Source organism: Paenibacillus sp. MABNR03, from assembly GCF_050455445.1.
GTDB classification, from domain to species: Bacteria; Bacillota; Bacilli; order Paenibacillales; family Paenibacillaceae; genus Paenibacillus; species Paenibacillus xylanilyticus.
This window is the reverse complement of the sequence record NZ_JBCIYR010000001.1, coordinates 858,219-877,449: the sequence shown is the minus strand read 5'-3', so window position 1 is coordinate 877,449 and position 19,231 is coordinate 858,219. Positions and strand designations below refer to the sequence as shown.

The 19,231-nt window shown below is 45.4% G+C and carries 12 protein-coding genes; 5 read left to right on the top strand and 7 right to left on the bottom strand.

Annotated features, from left to right (window positions below):
* Positions 1-60 precede the first annotated feature (60 nt).
* Positions 61-846, top strand: coding sequence for a DUF817 domain-containing protein (locus tag AAIH57_RS03765; RefSeq protein ID WP_175394343.1), 786 nt, complete (start codon positions 61-63; stop codon positions 844-846).
* A gap of 125 nt (positions 847-971) precedes the next feature.
* Positions 972-1,523: a hypothetical protein gene (locus AAIH57_RS03760; RefSeq protein WP_430020588.1), complete on the top strand. Its 552-nt coding sequence runs from the start codon at positions 972-974 to the stop codon at positions 1,521-1,523.
* A gap of 109 nt (positions 1,524-1,632) precedes the next feature.
* On the opposite strand, the gene AAIH57_RS03755 is transcribed toward AAIH57_RS03760, so the two are convergent.
* The 4 genes from AAIH57_RS03755 to AAIH57_RS03740 form a co-directional block, all read right to left on the bottom strand.
* Positions 1,633-7,326: a pectinesterase family protein gene (locus AAIH57_RS03755; protein ID WP_430020587.1), complete on the bottom strand. Its 5,694-nt coding sequence runs from the start codon at positions 7,324-7,326 to the stop codon at positions 1,633-1,635.
* A 228-nt stretch (positions 7,327-7,554) separates the two neighbouring features.
* Positions 7,555-8,700 carry a glycoside hydrolase family 88/105 protein gene (locus AAIH57_RS03750; protein ID WP_430020586.1) on the bottom strand — a complete coding sequence of 382 codons (1,146 nt, stop codon included), beginning with the start codon at positions 8,698-8,700 and terminating at the stop codon, positions 7,555-7,557.
* 31 nt (positions 8,701-8,731) lie between these two features.
* Entirely contained in the window at positions 8,732-10,231 is a 1,500-nt protein-coding gene (locus AAIH57_RS03745) for an extracellular solute-binding protein (RefSeq protein ID WP_430020585.1), read from the bottom strand.
* Positions 10,232-10,289: 58 nt separating this feature from the next.
* Positions 10,290-11,147, bottom strand: a complete 858-nt coding sequence (locus tag AAIH57_RS03740; protein WP_430021328.1) for an ABC transporter permease — start codon at positions 11,145-11,147, stop codon at positions 10,290-10,292.
* Positions 11,148-11,560: 413 nt separating this feature from the next.
* On the opposite strand from AAIH57_RS03740, the gene AAIH57_RS03735 reads away from it, so the two are divergent.
* Positions 11,561-12,445, top strand: coding sequence for a carbohydrate ABC transporter permease (locus tag AAIH57_RS03735; RefSeq protein WP_175396586.1), 885 nt, complete (start codon positions 11,561-11,563; stop codon positions 12,443-12,445).
* A 134-nt stretch (positions 12,446-12,579) separates the two neighbouring features.
* On the opposite strand, the gene AAIH57_RS03730 is transcribed toward AAIH57_RS03735, so the two are convergent.
* On the bottom strand, positions 12,580-14,823 hold the full coding sequence (locus AAIH57_RS03730) for an AraC family transcriptional regulator (RefSeq protein ID WP_430020584.1): 2,244 nt from the start codon (positions 14,821-14,823) through the stop codon (positions 12,580-12,582).
* Positions 14,824-15,058: 235 nt separating this feature from the next.
* Here AAIH57_RS03730 and AAIH57_RS03725 point away from each other — a divergent pair, with 235 nt between their 5' ends.
* A complete protein-coding gene (locus tag AAIH57_RS03725; protein ID WP_175396584.1) occupies positions 15,059-15,853 on the top strand; it encodes an AraC family transcriptional regulator in 795 nt (264 codons plus the stop codon).
* 60 nt (positions 15,854-15,913) lie between these two features.
* On the opposite strand, the gene AAIH57_RS03720 is transcribed toward AAIH57_RS03725, so the two are convergent.
* The gene (locus AAIH57_RS03720) at positions 15,914-16,660 is read right to left on the bottom strand and encodes an SDR family NAD(P)-dependent oxidoreductase (RefSeq protein WP_430020583.1); all 747 of its coding nucleotides are present in this window, start codon (positions 16,658-16,660) and stop codon (positions 15,914-15,916) included.
* Between the two features lie 323 nt (positions 16,661-16,983).
* Between AAIH57_RS03720 and AAIH57_RS03715 the strand changes: the two genes are divergently transcribed.
* Positions 16,984-17,430, top strand: a complete 447-nt coding sequence (locus AAIH57_RS03715; RefSeq protein ID WP_175396582.1) for an Lrp/AsnC family transcriptional regulator — start codon at positions 16,984-16,986, stop codon at positions 17,428-17,430.
* 76 nt (positions 17,431-17,506) lie between these two features.
* Here the strand turns inward: AAIH57_RS03715 and AAIH57_RS03710 are convergent, their stop codons facing one another.
* Positions 17,507-19,060: an acetamidase/formamidase family protein gene (locus AAIH57_RS03710; protein ID WP_430020582.1), complete on the bottom strand. Its 1,554-nt coding sequence runs from the start codon at positions 19,058-19,060 to the stop codon at positions 17,507-17,509.
* Between the last annotated feature and the right edge of the window lie 171 nt (positions 19,061-19,231).

Here is a 19,231-nt window from a genome sequence, read left to right as displayed (position 1 = left end):
TGTCTATCACTAATCTTCAATCATATCTAGAACACGGCACCGGAAGGAGGTAACTCTACATTGAAAGCTTTCATACAATTGCTCCATTTTGGCTATCATCAAGCGATGAGCTGCATTTTTCCTGTGGCCATATTCGGCACGCTAGCCCTTACCAGCGTAATAGAAATCCCTTTTTTCCATCGCTATGATGCCATCCTGCTGATCTTGCTTGGCGTCCAGTACCTCATGTATCGCAGTGGATTGGAAACACGGGACGAAATCAAAGTCATATGTGTCTTCCACATCATCGGATTGGTGTTGGAGCTGTACAAAGTCCAAATGGGTTCCTGGTCCTACCCCGAGCCCGGATATACCAAGCTTTTTGGTGTACCCTTGTACAGTGGTTTTATGTACGCAAGTGTAGCGAGCTTTATGTGCCAAATCTGGCGCAGATTACGCATGGACATGACGGGATGGCCTGGATTCACACCATCGTTCCTGCTGGGAGGAGCCATCTATCTCAACTTTTTCACCCACCATTTTATACCTGATTTTCGTTGGTGGCTAACGGCGCTGGTGTTTATTGTTTTCTGGAAAACATGGATCATCTACCGCGTACGGACGAAGACATATCGCATGCCTTTGTCGCTCGCTTTTATCATTGTAGGTTTTTTCATCTGGGCTGCCGAAAATATTGCTACGTTCTTTAATGGTTGGAAATACCCTGACCAGCACGATGCCTGGCAGTTGGTTAGTTTTAGCAAAATCAGCTCGTGGTTTCTTCTGGTCATCATTAGTGTCATCATTGTTGCCCAGCTTAAATATGTCAAAGCGAATCGTACCGCAAGGGGCCCTAGAATGGATTAGACTGTTTGATTAAAGAGAAGTTGGCTATTTATAAATCACTCCCTTTAGTAAAAATCAGGAGACTTGTTCCCATATGAAACGTATAACAAAGAAAGTCATCCTAACTTAGAGGGGGTTTTTAATGGATGAAGAAATTTTCTTGGCTATTTGGATTCATGTTGGTAGCAATCATGTTAGTCATTGGGTGCAGTCAGGCCAACACACCGAATGAATCCAAGCTGCCCTTACCTAATGAAAAATCAACCCTGTCACCCACGGAAGAAGCCACCATTGCTGCTCAAGTTTTCAAGAAGAAAGAATATACCATCGGCAAGGTTCCGGAATGGCCTTTGCTCGAAGATGTTGTTCTGGAACGATATGCAGAAATGGAGCCATTCTACGCCGAACGTTTTGCTGACAAACCGGTGAATTACAGCTACGTGCTCTTGGCTTTGCGTGCTGCGGGAATCCAACAAGCTTCACTTCAACCAGAAAATATGAAGTTCACGGTTTATCAGGAGCTTGAGAATTACGTAGATCTGGACTACACGATGGATCTTACGTTAGACAAGCAAAATGGAAAAATAGAACGTGTTCCATTGAAAGGCAGACTATCACTTGTAAATAAAGATGGCGCTTGGCTTATCCAAGCTGATGATTTTGACGATGCGGCTTTTTTAAAGTTAATACCTCAATAACAACAAATAAAAGGACGCCAGATGCTGGCGCCCTTTTTTTGCTTGAAATGTCGTAGGTGTATAGTACGTCCGACAACCTCAGATCGCTCAAACTTTACCGCCTCAACGATTAACGTTTTACAATAACCTTTACAGTTGATCTTGTTTTGTTCCCTGCTTTATCCACTGCCTCGTAAGTAATCGTATAAACACGATCCTGACCTTTGCCCTTGCCTGTACGTTCGGCACGGAGCTTGAATTCGAAATCAGGTGTACCGTAAGTGGCTCCTTGAATGTCAGGTGACTTGTTTCCGTGATCTTTCCCCTTATCAGGCTGGTTGCTTGTAATGGATACAAGTTTGACAGATGCTACGCCTGTTTCCTGATCTGTCGCATCTGCTTTGACCCGAATGGTCTCCATTTTGTTTGCATTGGCTTTTAGAATGGGTTTATTTACTTCAAGCCTTAACACGGGTGGAGTGGTATCTTTTACGCTCTGAGTTGTGAAGCTGATTGTATATGTTTTCACACCACCATCTTGTCCAGTAACCTTCACCATTGCCTGACCAGGTATGGCCGCTGCTTGCTCCACCTCCACAACAGACCTCTCAGATGCAGCATCCGCTGAAACAACAGGCAGCTTACTGCCAGCCTTAACTTCAACCTCATAATTCTTCTGTGCCGGGTTAAATCCCGCCAGCAGCCTGCCGTCTACGGATAAACTGGCCAGATCCCGATTGGTACTAACCAATGGGACGTCTAATGATGGATTCCAGTTATCAGGTCCCGCAAAGTGCTGAGCCGGAAGGTAGTCTTCCGCTTCTGCCGCAGTCAACTGTGTGGACCAATGGTATCTTTCTTTGGCATTTGCACCAGGTCCAAAAGAGGCATACTCGGTGAAACGAGCTGTCTTTTCATTATCGACATTGCTCCAATTGTTCCACCCTGTAGGGCTAATATGATCATCCATATAACTGTTAATGTAGGCTACGTTGGCATGCGCACGCCAAGGCCTGCCAAGAGCTACTTTCCCAGTCAGTCCGGGTTCAGCAGTGATTCGGCTATTGAGGAAAACATACCCCGGCTTGCCTTCGGCTGTAGAGGCCGCTGTCACATAACCATTACTCAAACTATGGATAATGCTGTTTTCAAAGAGAGCAGCAGCGTTGCCAAATATGAAGTCCACATCGCCTTCAATATAACTGTCAACATAATACTGTCTGCCATCATTGACATACAACGTGTCTTGCCAACCCTTTAGGCTGACATCACGGAACACAAGGCGATCTCCGCGTGCAAAAAGGGCTACCGCTTGCCCGGCATTGTCACCCGCATCATTCTGTATGGTTAGATGCTCGGCTGTAAAGTCATTCGTTTGAACTCTGAAGCTGTAGCTGTTTGATGTGCCAAGCGGATTCCCATTCCCATCAAGTGTGCTAGCCGAATCCCCGTATACTAATATCGTCCCTTCACGGCTCTCTCCCACCATCCTCAGATGAGTTTTGCTCGAGGGTACGTTTAGCTTTTCACGATAGATACCATCCTTGATTCGGATTACCGTTGGAACGGTAGCATTGTTCGGGCTTGCATCAATCGCATCCTGCACCTGTTCGAATTGTGCACTGCCATCCGAAGCAACCGTCAACGTCGTTGCTGGAATTTCGGATACAGGAACAGATGGCAATCCCTCTCCAGCTTCGTTGCTTGCGGTGACCATGTAATAATAGATGCTGCCATTAGTCAGTCCCGAGTCGGTGTAAGACACACCATTCAACTCCGCAGCAACGGATGTAAACGGTCCTGCGGGAGATTCACTCCGTTTCACAGCGTAGCTGTTTGCTCCCTGGACAGCATCCCAGCTTAAAATAATTTCACCATCATCCGGCTCTGCATGGATTCCTGCCGGAGGGGATGGTGTTCCGTCATCAGCGGATGGTCTTGTTCCTGTCGGTGCAGAATCAAGACTATGAGTATCTTCATTTACAGCAGTAACTTTGTAATAATAAGGCGATCCATTCATGAGTTCTGTATCCGTGTAGGAGGTCCCTGATTGGCCCTCAGCGACAACTTCATACGTCCCGTCTAATGCGGTTGATCTTTTAATCTGATAGGTAGCCGCTCCCTCGATCGGTTGCCATTGAATCTCGACCGAACTCGGTTGAGATTTCACTATAGGCTCAGGTGTTGACAACGCTCTGGACGGCGTAACAGCAGCAGGAGTCGAATCCGCTCCTTCGCCACCAATACCGGTTGCTGATACGACATAATAATAGGTTGTTCCATTATCCAGTCCGCCATCCTGATAGGAAGGTTCTGTTGTTTTGGCAGCCACGGTAGTAAAAGGGCCTTCTGCCTGTACGCCACGTTTTACCGTATAATAGCTCGCCTGTTCGACTGGCTGCCAGTGCAGATCTGCCTGTGCATTTCTGGATTTGGCTTGTAGTTCCTGGGGTGCTTCGGGTTTCACAGCATCTTCCGAAGGTGTCACTTCTACCCGATTGGAAGGTCCGCTCTCTCCTGAAGCACCTGATGCGGTAACGACATAATAATAGGTTGTTCCGTTGGCAACGGATTCGTCGACAAAGGTGTTACTTGCCACCTCCGAAGCGATTAATTCGTATTCTGCTTCTTCCCCTGAACTGCGTTTGACATTATAGGTTGATGCTCCTTCGGCTTCTTCCCAGTTCAGTCTGACCATCCCGTTTCCAGGCTGTGCAGTCAGTCCTTTTGGCGTTGCGACAGGCTCAACATAAAGTCGCAGGTTGTCGTAATATATCGTTCCTTTGCCTGTGCCAGGTGTTTTGGCCAAAATGCGGCCAATTCCATCGGTGAGCACATCCGCCTGAAACGGAACGTTATCTGCGACTCGCACATTATCGATATAGATATCCGCTTTTTGCGCGGCCACATTGGCAGTAATCTTCAGGTTGTACCATTGATGGTTTGCCGGAGCATCGATCAGCTTGTGATCCACACCATCTCTCTTATAAACCAGAGTGTAGGTGTCTTCTGCTGCGGGCGCAGCCGGTTTGCGGATCTCTATCGAAAGTGGTGTACGATTCCCTGAGCTGTTTTGCAGCTGCAGCACATACGCCGTTCCAGGCCAGGATGGAGACATGATGTCCGTTTCCAGTACAAAACTGCCCAGCTGGGGTTGAAAAGGACGAACGAATTGCGTAGTACCTGGAGCATTATCATACAGTTTCAGAGCCTTTATTGACGTATTGCCAGTAGTCCCTGAAGGTACTTCAGCCACCTCAACGTTATGGTCTGCATCCCGGGGATCAGGGAGCACAGCATATCCAGGTGGTGTTTGGTTAACCTCTACTTCCTCATAGTCGTCATTAATGTATTCAATGGTCTCCAGTTCACCTTCCGGTACAGCATGGGCTTCGGCCGAGAAAAAACTGATTCCCTTGTCGTTCTCTGCCTTTACAACATAGTAATACGTCTTTCCAACAGTCAGGTCAGGATCTGTATAAGAAGAAGTCGTTATCCCTTTAACGAGTTCCGTGTATGGTCCTCCAGGTATGTCCGCACGGAAAACAGAATACGAGAGGGCATTGTCCACCTCATCCCAGGATAAAACGACCGATTTCGGACCTGATTCCGCCAACAGGTTGGCTGGTGCCAAAGGGAAATCTGCATCAAGCTGCCGGACGGTTGCATCGGAGAATACGGATGTGTTCAGTTTATCCACTTCGTCGTCCGGTTTGGATGCATCAGCCGCAAGTCCCAAATAAACGGTACTGCTCATTGGAAAATCTACAGCATTCATAACAGTCCAGTTGGTCCCGTCTTTGGAAACGAGAGATGTAATCTGATCACCAAGTCGGACCATTTTGACCCAATAAGGAAGAGTGATGAAGGCCTCAGGTTCCTGAATAGAAACATCTCCCCCCTCTGTTTCACGCGTCAAACCAAGTGTTTTTTGCCCGCCTTTGACATAGGAAGTCATTAGGGCAACAAATGGCGAGGAATCGTCCAAACTCTCACGAATCATCACACCTGCTTCAGCCCCGTCATCCGTCGCCGTCACATGATCAACCCGGGCCACGATCTCGCCGTTGCCTTCCAGGGTCTGATACGCATAATGGAAACGATCCGAAGCGCCAGCAATGTCACCTGCCGATTTTACTGTTACATCCGTCTCGGCTGCACCAAGCTGTGTATGACCGGCAATGCCAGGTGTTCCGATGTCTGTTGAAGTCCATGGAGAAATACTGCCTTCCTTATTAACATGCACCGTAACATTGTTGGATTGTGAAGCCGTTCCTGTATCGTCAATTGCGCGAACGGTGAGATAATGCGTACCGTCCTTTACATTATCCCAAGTTATAGAGTAAGGTGCGGAGTCATCTTCGCCTAATTTAATATCATTTTGATAAAATTCCACCTTCGAGATCGTACCATCTGGATCAGAGGCTGAGGCTGCAATTTCGATCGATGAACCCTCAGTGGCAATCGTATGGTTGGAAGGAGAATCTATGGATGCTGCGGGACTTGCTGACCCATTGCCTGCAATGCTGTTCAGATACATTTCAAGATGGGTATAGCCCGATTCGTGAATACCGTTTCGGTCAGAGGCATCATTCGGATTCAACCCTTGAGCGATTTCCCAATCACTCGGCATCCCGTCATGATCATCGTCTTCCAGTGTAGAGAGCACTTCCTCAAACTCCAGATATCCTCCCACTTCTTTCTGCGAATTGATATGTTGACCGGAACGGTTTTTAACATCATTAACGATTCTTGCATCAATGGCATCCCTTCTTGGGAGGACAGCACCAGCTTCAGCAAGGACACGATCATATGCCGTTTCCGCATCATCCATGACTGTTGGATTAGCCATGACTACAGGAGATTCCAGTTTGGATTCCGGATTAGCCAGTGATCCGACACCAAGCCAGTTATCGGCAGTAATTTCGGGAAATCCGTCGACAATGTTGCCTCCTACATAGAGCCGTGTATTGGCACTCACATCAAGGAAAAGTTGATCCCGCACGGAACGATACGTATTGGGACCGTATTTGTAATAGTTATTCATCAAATTATAGTTGCCTTCCTCACCACCATAGGCAGAGAAGAATCCCCAGTTGTATACGATATTGTTGTAAGATTCGGTATTAAATCCGGGAGATCCGGCAAATCTGGGGTTACGGCTTACATTATGAGCAATGATGTTATGATGGAATGATGTATTATTTCCGCCCCAGATTCCGGCATAACCATGTCGACCCTTTTGATGGGTCGTCATTAACATACTTTCGGCAATGACGGACCATTGCACCGTTGTATTTTCGTTTACATACATGCTAAGCACTTCATCAACAGACCAGGTGAAAGAGCAATGATCGATGATTATATTTTTGTGATAACGTCCTCCAAAGACATCATCCTCACTCGGATGTTTATCACCCAGTCTGAAACGCATATGTCTTACGATAATGTTATCTGCCTGAAATGTAGTCCAATAATCGGATACGGTGATCCCTTCTCCAGGCGCAGTCTGTCCGGCAAGAGTGATATTGGAACTTGAGATAACCAGAGGAGATTCCAGATGAATGGTTCCACCAACTCTGAATACAACCGTTGTATCATTTTGACTGACAGCTTCACGAAGGGAGCCGGGTCCCGAATCCGCCAGCGTGGTCACTTCGTAAACAGCACCTCCCCTGCCACCAGTCGTATACATCCCGCCGCCTTCTGCTCCAGGAAAAGCAGGCAGTGCACCAGCCGTACCTGTGTCTTCCGCGGCAGCCATTCCTGGCAAAATGCTGAACAGCATCGATACGATCAAGATGAGTGATACAATCCTTTTCAATAGAATCTTCCTCCTCCGGTTTCGTATATTTCAATATTGCAGAGAGCTACACTGAGAGGCGGCTAACCTATCAGCAGGATGAATCACCCCCTTCACTTAATGTAAGCGTTATCATAAAAATCCGAGCTCAATACGTATAAGACCACGAGTAGGATGTATCTAATGTAAGGATGTGCCCGTATCGCTCTGCTTCCATCGAACGATACGGGCATAAACAGTGAAAATGAGTTACATTTTTTGATTTAACATGTACTCGTATTCCGTACACGCCAGTAAGAAAGCTCCAAGTCCTTTTTGATCGTTGGTAATGATCGGTTCACTAATATAATAAGCATAAGTGCCGTCCCGTCTCGGTTCTCCGCCAAGACCCGCAACCTGACAATTTTTGTACAGGTTTACCCAGCCCTCTTTCGTTTCCATAACAAATTCAGAAATCAACCCCGCATATGCATGTTCCAGTGAATTCAACCAGGTGCCGTCCTGCAGCAAACCCAGCCGAATGCCCTTGGCCATGGCATACACGATCATGCTGGAAGCAGAAGCCTCCAGATAGTTTCCTTTTCGTGTTCCTTCATTAATAACCTGGTACCAAACGCCTGAAGGAGCGTCCTGGAAGTTCCGCAATGCTGACATCGTATCGTTCAGGATATCAATTAGCTTCAGGCGATCAGGATGGGTTTGCGGAAGCAGTTCCAGCACATCTACCAGAGCCATCACGAACCATCCCATGGACCTTCCCCAGAAGTTTGGCGACTGCCCGGTAACCGGGTCACTCCATGCCTGAACACGCTGCTCATCCCAGGCGTGGTAGAGCAAACCCGTTCGTTTATCGAGGTTATGTTCTGCGCACAGCATAAACTGCCGCGTCACGTCATCGAGATCCTGCTCTTCTTCCTGCTCGAAATGAAGCATGTATTCGAGATAAAATGGTGCGCCCATATACAGTCCATCCAGCCAAATCTGATAAGGATACACTTGCTTATGCCAAAACGCGCCCTCTGACGTACGCGGGTGAGTACGCAGCTGCTGCCGCAGATGAGAAGCGGCCTGTTTGTATTTCGTATCGCCAGTCATTTGATAAAGGCCAAACAACAGCTTGCCGTTGTTCAAGTGATCAATATTATGCTCATCCTGTCGAAAGCCGCGAATTGATCCATCATTTTGAATAAAGTAGTCCATGTTTTCCCGGATGTACGCTGCATACTTGCTTTCGCCAGTCACTTTCCACAGCAGCTCAAACCCCTTGAGAATGACCCCATAATCATAAGACCATTTTCCATGATACCCGTTTGCCTCATACAGTCTGGGCGTACGCTCCATAATAGTTTCTGCTGTATGCGATGCCCAAAGGTGCGGAGACTGAATCTGAATCATGGTTTCTCTTCCTCCTTCGATGCGTATGATTTTATTTGTTCTGCACGGCTTGGTACGCTGCCTCGTATTCCGTAATCATTTTGTCGCCGCCGGACTTTCTCCAGGTCTGAACTGCATCCTGGAATCCTTGCAGATCCAGCTTGCCGAGAATGTATTTATACGTGGCATCCGTGATGATTTTTTGCAGTTCCGATCCTTGCTCCGAGAACGTCGCGGACTCCAGGGAATACATCGGATTGAGGACTGCGTATTTCGTATTTTCCTGAATTAAACGATCGGATTCCACTCGCAATGGGTCCGAATCATGAATGTCGTATCCATTCTCATTCGGACGTGATGAAGAGAAGGGCTGCACTTCCTGCTCCCAGAGCTTGGTGTCGGTGATCGTTGCCGCATTGCCCTCCAGGCTGTAGTGCACACCCTCGATACCATACGTCATCAACGTGTATACTTCTTCACTCATCAGATCGTCCATAAATTTCAAGACCTGTTTTAACTCAGCCTCGTCCTTCACTTCCGATTTGGGGAATGCCAGCAGCCCGCCTACGCCATTGGATGTGGACCAGATCGCCCGGTCACTTTCGTTACCTGTTGAAGTGATGTCGTTCACCATGATCAAATCCATGTCATCCTGCACGCCTTTGGCCAAATTGAGCAGGTTTTTGCTATCAAACAGTGCACCAACATAGATTCCTGCTTTTCCCTGTGCAAAGCCCTCCTGCTGATCTTTTTTTGCCGTTACTGCGAAATCCTGATTGATATACCCGTTGTTGTACAGCTCCTTCATATAATCCATTGCCTTAACGTAACCTTCGGATTCAAACTCGGGCGTTACCTTGCCATCCCCGCTGACTGCCCAACCGCTCGGCGTGCCAAAGTATGAACCCAGCGTCTTGAAAGCACCGAAAACCAGATCGCTCCGGTCAATGAAACCGGTCGTATCTTTGCTGCCATTCCCATCCGGATCCTGCTCGGTAAATGCTTTGGCTGCTTCCATCAGCTCAGCAGTGGTTTTTGGTACAGGCAACCCCAGTTTATCAAGCCAGTCTTTCCGAATAATGACGCCGTTTCGGGCTACCTGTTTCTGCATCGGAATCCCGTACAACTTGCCATCGATGGATGCCGAGTTTCTCATGTCTGCCGAGATTTCTTTCAGATTCGGAAATTCGTCCAGATATGGTCCCACTTCCCAGAAGACGCCGGCTTTCAGTGCATTTCGAACCGATGAATTCTCCATGATCGTTATTGAAACAATGTCAGCCAGGGAGCCGGAGGCTAAGGAGGTATTCAAGCGTTCCTCTTTGGAAGCATCCGGAATCCAGGAAAACTGAATATCCGTATTGGTTATTTCCTCAATTTTGCTCAGCACCGTATCCGTTGGCGGCGAAGCCGAATGCAGAATGTTTAACCAGCTAATGATGGGCTTTCCATCAGCATTGGTTTGCGGCTCTGCGTTCTCTCCTCCACAGGCGCTGAGCAACAAGCTGCCACAAATCGTAAGCGCTATCAACTTTGCATAACGGAATTTCATGTGCACTTCCCCTTTTCTATTTTAAGTTTGTTGTTTCTAATTCAGCAGTTTATGGTGGTTAATAGACCCCATCTTCACCAAACTTTTTGGCAAGCCTGTTGGCTATGATTACCAGAATGAGACCAACCAAGCCTTTGAACAATCCGACGGTCGTGCTGAAGCTCAATTGTCCATTTTTCAATCCGGCAGTGAAGATATACGTATCAAAAATCTCTCCCACCTCACGGTTAAGCGAGTTGAGCAGCAGATACATATGCTCAAAACCAAGCTCAAGCGTATTTCCGATTTTCAGGATTAACAACGTAATAATGACAGGGCGAATAGCCGGCAGTGTAACATGCCACATTTTGCGCAATCGGCTTGCGCCGTCCATATCTGCAGCTTCATAGAGCTGCGTATCAACCACCGTAATGGCTGCAAGATAGATGATGGTCGACCATCCGGCTTCTTTCCAGATAATCTGCAGGATATACATGGGACGAAGCCATTCCGGTGAGGTGAGGAAGCTAATTTTGTTTCCGCCAAACGCAGCAATCATCTCGTTTACCACCCCGCCATCCACGCTTAAAAACACATAGGTAATGGAAACGATGATGACCCATGACATGAAATGCGGAATGTACACAATGGTTTGAATTGAATTTTTGAACATCTTGTGTCTGACTTCATTCAGCATAAGCGCAAGAATGATGGGGATGGGAAAGAAAATAATCAATTCAAGTGCAAACAATATAAGTGTGTTGCTTAGCAGCATGGCGAAGGTCGGTTCGGTAAACAGACGAATAAAATGCTTGAAACCGACCCATGGACTATCTTTAATGCCGAGATACGGCTGATAATCCTGGAATGAAATAATCAATCCACCCATCGGAAAATACTTGAAGATGACAAAATAGACAAACCCCGGAAGAATCATCAGGTATAGAAGTTTATTTGCGGCTACACTTCTCAATTGATGACCGATTCCCGTCTTTCGATGCAGTTTGCCCTGTAACGAAACAACTGAGGAATTGGAATCCTTCACTGCTCTCTGACCTCCTTGATCGGTTAACATGTGTTCGAAGTCAAGCATATCCCCTGAGTCCCATTCCGTATATAATCATTAGCTATCATACTCCAGATAATCCTTTGGAATGGCCTCTGGTAAGGCTTTTCGTTCTAGTGATTGTAGTTGATGATTATTAACCCCGTTGATGATTATCCTGTTTTTTGCTCGCGTATTCCCCCATTTGGATGCCTGCCGTAAGGTCTTAGGATATGATTATATACGTTATCTTGAACGCTTGTTATGGTGGGATGAGACCAATTATTAAGGAGGAACCCATCATCATGTCCAAAGCCGCACTCAAGAAGGAAACGATCGGAAGCGTCGTATTTAACGTAATGAACTATACACTGCTGCTCCTCTTTGCCCTTGCCTGCCTTTTACCTTTCATCAATGTGGTTGCCAGTTCATTTGCCTCAACACAAGAAATCGTGCAGAAGAAATTCATTTTGTTTCCAACATCGTTTTCACTCGATGCCTATCGTTATATCTTGTCCACTCCGACCATCTTCAAAGGGCTCGGTGTTTCCATCTTCATCACCCTTGTCGGTACCGCGGTCAGCATGACACTTACTGCACTTATGGCGTACGGATTATCCAGACGTTATCTGCTGGGCAGAAACGTCATTAATTTTATCATCGTATTTTCAATGCTGTTCAGTGGAGGCATGATCCCGACATTTTTGATTGTCAAAGCAGTAGGGCTGATTGATTCCTATTGGTCCATGATTATACCTACAGCCATTAACGCGTTTAACCTGATCATCATGCGAAATTTCTTCCAGGCCCTTCCGGACAGTTTGGAGGAATCGGCGAAGATCGATGGTGCCAATGATTTCAGAATATTGTGGCAGATTATGCTTCCACTGGCTTTGCCATCGATCGCCACGCTGTCTCTTTTTTACGGCGTTTCTTACTGGAACACCTATATGAATGCAATTCTATATCTCAACGAATCCAAGATGTGGCCGCTACAGGTACTTCTTCGTCAGATCGTCATTGTATCGAGCGGAATGGAAGGGAATAGCTCGGCTGTTGATATCGTTCCCCCTTCTCAGACGATTAAGATGAGTGTAATCGTTGTAGCTACTGTACCCATGCTCATTGCATACCCTTTTGTACAGAAACACTTCACGAAAGGTGCTCTGCTGGGTTCAGTAAAAGGTTGAATGGCAGGATGCTGTTTATGCAAAACAATCCCCTCAGGTACGGACCTGAGGGGATTTGTGGTACAAGTATTCCATCTGACTTAATCACTAATGACACCAGTTAGGTTAATACATTTAGGATAGTACATTTGCCTTCACAGTTCGAGCTTCATCTTTCGATATGCTCCTGGAGTGACATGCTCTTTTTTACGAAACGAACGAATAAAGTTCTGCGAATTCTGATAACCGAGACGTTCAGCGATATCCTTAATCGGCATATCAGTATCAACCAGCCATTTCCTTGCAACTTCAAGCCGGAATCCCATCAGATAATCACTGAAAGTCATTCCATATTCTTTGCGGAAAATGCTGCTTAGATAATTGGGTGTGTAATGCAAACGTTCACTGATGGATTCAAGCGACAGTTCCTGATCATACTCCGTGCGCACAATGGCTGCGATTCGATCTGCGACCGAACGGAATTGGTGATTTGCCTTCTCTTGCATACTGACGACCATGGGATAGATTACATCGTGAACAAGAATGTGCTCAATCTCTTCCGGGTTAAGTGTATTCAGCAGCCTTTGATATAGCGTTGCATTGCTTTGTGTCAGCAGCACTTCTGCTCCGATCAGCTGCTCCAGTTGGATCAGATTGTTCACGAAACGAATCAGTGTGATCTCCAGGTTCATCGGATTCTGACTATGCTTCATCATGTCAGCAAGGAGCGGGTACAGAGCACGGGATGCTTCATCCTTGTCTCCCAGCCTGATCGCATCAAACAGCTGTGATTCCAGCTCGGTAGGATAATGCAGCAACGTTGGTCCAGTACTTCCTTGAGAGATATCTTCATAAAAAATGACGGATTCCTTGCCCAGCTTCAGGCGCTGATATAATGCCTCGAGACTCATGGCGCATGCTTCTCTGCTGATCATCAGATCCTCATAAGGTGCACTCACGCCTGCACTCACTGAAGCTTGCCAATAATCCCTGGACGAAAGGATAATATTCTTGGCATATTTCATGATCGAGTTTCGTATCTCTGCTGCCTTATCCGAGCTGCAAAACAACAGAGTCGCTTGTGTACGTTCATTTAGTACAACAGGAATCATTCGCTCCGATACCGGAATAATTTCCTGCACCAACTGGTTAACGGTAAGTAAAAGAACATCTTTATCCGATAAAGCTCCTTCTCCGCAGCGATCCACCTGAATGAGCATCGTGATAAAAACCGTGCTGCTGTCAACGTTATACCCAAAACGCTCTAAGTTCTTCTCCACTTCGTCTCTTGTTAATCGGTTTTGCAGCAGGTTAAGTACAAATTGAGCTTCGAGTTTAGGCTTTTCGAGCTGAATGAGCTGCTCCAGATCTTTCTTCTCGGATACAATCGAATCAATGGATTGAATGATCCAATCTACTTCATCCTTGATCATCGGCTTGGATATGTTCGTTAGACTGTTCTGAATCTTGCGGAATGGTTTGGTGAGATAGATGGAGATAATGTAGGCCAAGATAACCATGAGCGCCATAATCACGATTCCCATCACAATGAGACCTATTCGAATTGTCGTTAAGGCTCCACTGACTTCTTTTTGATCAAGCAGCGTGACATAAGTCCAACTGTTGTAATCCGACCGGGCATATAGGGCGATGATTTTATCTCCCGATGCACCTGGAATTTCCAATTTCCCAGTCTGTGCTTGATTGACGGTACGCTCACTGATGAGTTTCATTTGCTGGTTCGATAATCGCTCTTGATCTGTCTGGGTTGTGTACAACGGTTCTCCTTGTTTGTTTAAGATATATATGGATGTATTCGGTTTGGATTGCAGCGATTGATTTAGTGTATGAAGTGAAAGATCCGACACGGCGACAGCTTGTTTCTTGTTGGAGTACACGGGAAGTCCTTGCATTAGCCGGATACCATCAGTCGTTTTTGTCCAATATAATCCGTTACCTTCCTGCCCCGCAAACTGATCTTGAAACGCATTTGTCTCCTCGGAAGTCAGCCGGGACACGGAGCCATTGGACAAACTCCACTTCTGTTTCAGGCTGACTAACGTATACTGCACCCCTTCAAGGCCCATGGTGGCGATATAGCCCAGCTGGGATTTCAATTCTTGATATGCTTCGAATTCCTGCTCAGTCAGAGGACTGTTGATGACCGATCGGAATGATGGGGTCGTACTATAAGTGGCAAAAGCATATTCAATGGTTTGGATTTTCTGCTCCAGCGTATTCCGGATCTGTGTAATAAGGCTCTGTTTGCCGTCTCCAACCCGGTCAACCACGGAATTCGTGGTCGAGATGTATATGTAGCTACCAAAGCCGATAACAATTCCTACACTCAGGAGCAGAACCGGAATAAAAATATTGTAAAAGGTTTTACTTTTTCTCAAAGCACAGTCCTCTCCTTTCGCAAATTCACGTGATCAGAATGGTTAAAGATTAGCATCATGAAATACTCAGCATATAAAGCTTCTTTTATTGTAAGCGATTACAACAAATTGGGATATAGCACTTGATAATCCCTCCATTTGGTAATATTCTCTTGAATTTTAACACAGCACGTGATATGTGTTTAGACATAACATATTTGAAATTAGCCAAATATTGCACAGGAGTGAATGAATTATGCTGCCGTTTTACGAGATTCGAAAAGATGATTTTACGATTTTCCGTAACGCCAAGCCAATTGCTTTTCCTGCTCATATGCACGGTGCAGTTGAGATTTTATATATCTTTTCAGGCACTCAGTGCATCGAGATTAACGATGTTTCTTACGAAATTAAGCAAGGTGAGGCAGCCGTCATATTCCCGGATATGGTTCATCGTTATTACAAAAGTGGTCAAGAAAATGCAAGTGCCACTCTGCTCATCATAAATCCAAAAGTATTTGATGGAATATTCCCCGATTTCATTCATCTTCAGCCTGCAAATCCAGTGATTCCTAAGAAATATGTACACAAGGACGCGGTATACGCATTAAAGAAAATTAGAAAAGAAGATGACTATGCCATCAAGCTTGGTTGGGCACATATCATCATGACGCATCTGATGCGTCAGATCAATCTGGAGCAGCGGCAAAGGCTTCCGGTAACGGATATGTCACATAAAATTATAGAGTATCTGGCTAACCATTTTACGGAGCCCCTTTCACTGGATTCCCTTGCTGCCGAGTTCAATGTGAGCAAGTATTATATTTCGCATATTTTCTCCAAACGGATTCAGATGAATTTTCGAAACTACCTCTCCATGTTACGAGTCGAATACGCATCCAAATTAATCCGTACAACAGATGCCTCCTTAACCACCATTAGCAGCAGCGCAGGCTTTGAAAGCCAGCGTACATTTAATCGTGTTTTCCAAGCCATTTATGGAATTACACCCAGGGAATTCAGGAATAATGTAAGCAACTATATAAAATGACAAGAAATCAGGAATAAAAAAAGGCCCCACAAGGGGAGCCTCTTATCATTTGGTCAACATTTATTGGGCAAGGTATCCGCCATCCACAAGGATAGTTGTACCCGTAACGAAGTCATTTTCAGCCAGAAATACGACAGCGTGAGCAATTTCTTCCGGTTTGCCCAGTCTTCCGATAGGGTGTTTAGCAACCAGGCCATCATAGAATTCACCCAGTGCTTCTTTGTTAACCATACCACTTTCCACAAATCCGGGTGCAACTGCGTTGACACGAATGTTACGATCAGCATACTCCAGAGCAAGGGATTTCGTAATCTGATTGACTGCACCTTTACTAGCCGCATAAGGCATGGATGTTGGTTCACCAACTGAACCCAGGATTGAAGAAGTGCTGATTACAGACCCTCCACCGGTTTTCAGCATTTCGCGGATCGCATATTTTGCACCGTAGAATACACCGTCCTGGTTGATTGCAATGACGCGTTTATATTCCTCGTCCGTCAGTTCGTGCGATGGCTTTTGAACTCCAATACCTGCATTATTAAAGATGACATCCAGTTTGCCAAATCGGTTCACGGTTTCGGCTACCAAGTTTTCAACTTGTTTCTCATCAGCAACATTGACTTTGATGAACAGTACATCTTCATTATATGTTTGTTTTAATTCTTGCTCGGCAGCTTTGCCGTGCTCTTCATTATAATCAGCAATGACAACTTTGGACCCTTTATCCAAAAAGGCTTTTACTGTGGCCAAACCAATTCCGGAAGCTCCGCCTGTGATAATTGCTACTTTGTCTTTAAGATTAGTCATGGTGATTCCTCCAGTAACTGATGTATTTTAGACAAAACAAACGTAATCATATGTAACCAAATTCATATATACATACGCAATGACGTCGTTTTGTCATTTATTTGACACAATTAATCGTACTCCTGTTAATGAGTATTGTCAAGCAACTATATATTTGACAGTTTACACGACAAGTAACATTTAGCAGAAATCCTAAAATCCACTCTGTTACATTGATCTCGTATAGTTGTTATTGTGTTCCAAAAAAACAGGGATTATGTACGTCTTTAGGACGCAGAGTCTTTTTTTCTGTTACAATATTAAACGAAAAAGGAGTGAGACACATGCTGGATTCAATTGATAGTCATATTTTACGCAGACTGACTCAAAACAGCCGGATTTCATATACCGATTTGGCCAAAGAGGTTGGATTATCTGGGGTTGCCGTCAAAGAGCGAATTGACCGACTTGTCAATCAAGGAATCATTGAACAATTCTCCATTGTGATTAGTGCCGAAAAGCTTGGTAAGAAAATATCTGCATACTTGGAGCTTGAAGTGGAGCCTCTCCACTTGAATCATATCGTAGACGTGTTGAAAAAAAATGATCAAGTCGCTGTATTGTACGAAATGACCGGGCCCTGCATTCTCCATATTCATATACTCGTTGAGAGTATTACAGAGATGGAGCAATTTATGAATGAATCGATCTATTCGCTGGACGGTATTGTTCGTGCTGAAACGCAGATTCTCTTAAAACGGCACAAAAACCAGGATGGCTTGAATATTTAACAAACAAGAACCGTCAGGCATGAAGACCAACGGTTCTTGTTAATATAGTAAAGTTATTACTGCAGTTTAACTTCTGTTATTTCATTTTGGACAGCTTAGCTTGATAGAAATCAGCGAAGTACTCGCTAACCTCTGCAGACTTCTGGGCATTCAATCGGATAGGAGCAATCAGTTTAATAGTTTCTCCATTAAATGTTGCCGTCGATTCTCCAATTGTGGCCGACAGTATATTGTCGTTGTACAGGATCGAAACCATTTTTGTTGCCGGCTCCCACTTGATCTGGGCACCAAACTGTTCAAACCTGCTGCGTAACGGTGTCATTTCTCGTTCCGCGTCTCCAAACAACTTCTTATCAATAACTGCATGAACGCCCCAGTTTCCATCAACCACCTGCGTAACTCCAAAGTCAGTGGTTACCGACATTAAAGAGTAAGCCTCGTCTTCGGTTAATTGCATGCCTCTCATGAGAAAAGCCTTTGTTTTGTGCGCTGCATCTTTCATGGCCTTGTCGAGCGAAGATTGATTGAAAATTTCCTTCTGGGCATTCTCACCCAGTTCAGCTAAATAGTTCGCGTAGCTGAAACCGTGGACTACCCACTCTTTTTCGTTTTCCAGCAGAGGGAAGTTCAATCCCTTCAATTTATTATTCAGCTTATCCTTTTTATGAAGAATAATCTGCACATCTCCGGTTACAGAGGTTTCAATAGCTGTTCCGTTCAATTCAGAGTCTCCCTGCCCTGCGTGTGGATCGCCGATAGACAGCAGCGCCCCCGGTACGGAAACCGGATAGTACATGGTCGCCCCTTCAGTAACACGCCAATCATCGATGTTGCCGCCATAATATGATGGAGGAACAGAATCGACGATGTCCGCTTCCTTCGGCGCTACGCTCATCGTTCCGAAATGGAGCCGGACAGGCACTCGCACGTCTTTCAGTACATTGTGATTTTCCTTCACCGTCGTATGATCAACGATAACACCGGGATAATCTACTGTAGGATGCACATTGCCATCAGGATCGGTTTGGGGAGTCCACCTGTAACTATATAATGCCTTTGCATAATCCGTTCCGCCATCTGAATCCATCTCGTAAATCGTCACGACCTCACGCGTCACCGGTTCCTCTTCCATCTCCCCATATAAGTAACCCCAGTTTGCTGCCACGTTGGAGCCGTATGTTTTTCCCGCATATTCCCCATTACCATTAGAACGGAGTCTCATATCCAAAATTTTAACTTCCAGAACATCTCCAGGCTCCGCTCCCTCCACCGCAATGGGGCCTGTCATGATATGTACACCCGGTCCACGATCAGCTTCTGTCTTCTCCGATTCGTTCCAATGAAAAATATCTTCGACTCCTGCGTCACCTTGGATCATTCGTTCATAGTCGTCACCGGAATGATGAGTAATCGCTTCCACTGTAACGATATCACCCGAGTTAACTGTTAATACAGCATCACCCTTACCGATGTTTCCCCACCGGATATTTTCTGAATTCGCCTTTAGAATATGTGTCCTTGGCTCGCCGGACCCCTCAATGATGTTAGCATTAGCTACATGAGAATTAGGTATCATCAGAGCAGCAATGGAAAAAGCGACAACAGCATTCCATTTCAGTTGAATTTTCATTTTAAAACCCCTCCTATCAAATGGTTGTGTGAAGTTATCTAACTTATTATGACTCAAAGTATAACAAACAACATTAAAGTTAACAATATAAAGTTTTTATCGCATTTTTATTTAATTTTTAATATATCGATTCGAAATTCATTAATAATATTAACTTTCTCACTTCTTTCA

Coding starts and splice junctions, on each gene's coding strand:
- AAIH57_RS03760 (WP_430020588.1), top strand. CDS start 972: ATGAAGAAATTTTCTTGGCTATTTGGATTCATGTTGGTAGCAATCATG.
- AAIH57_RS03750 (WP_430020586.1), bottom strand. CDS start 8,700: ATGATTCAGATTCAGTCTCCGCACCTTTGGGCATCGCATACAGCAGAA.
- AAIH57_RS03745 (WP_430020585.1), bottom strand. CDS start 10,231: ATGAAATTCCGTTATGCAAAGTTGATAGCGCTTACGATTTGTGGCAGC.
- AAIH57_RS03740 (WP_430021328.1), bottom strand. CDS start 11,147: ATGATTCTTCCGGGGTTTGTCTATTTTGTCATCTTCAAGTATTTTCCG.
- AAIH57_RS03735 (WP_175396586.1), top strand. CDS start 11,561: ATGTCCAAAGCCGCACTCAAGAAGGAAACGATCGGAAGCGTCGTATTT.
- AAIH57_RS03725 (WP_175396584.1), top strand. CDS start 15,059: ATGCTGCCGTTTTACGAGATTCGAAAAGATGATTTTACGATTTTCCGT.
- AAIH57_RS03720 (WP_430020583.1), bottom strand. CDS start 16,660: ATGACTAATCTTAAAGACAAAGTAGCAATTATCACAGGCGGAGCTTCC.
- AAIH57_RS03715 (WP_175396582.1), top strand. CDS start 16,984: ATGCTGGATTCAATTGATAGTCATATTTTACGCAGACTGACTCAAAAC.
- AAIH57_RS03710 (WP_430020582.1), bottom strand. CDS start 19,060: ATGAAAATTCAACTGAAATGGAATGCTGTTGTCGCTTTTTCCATTGCT.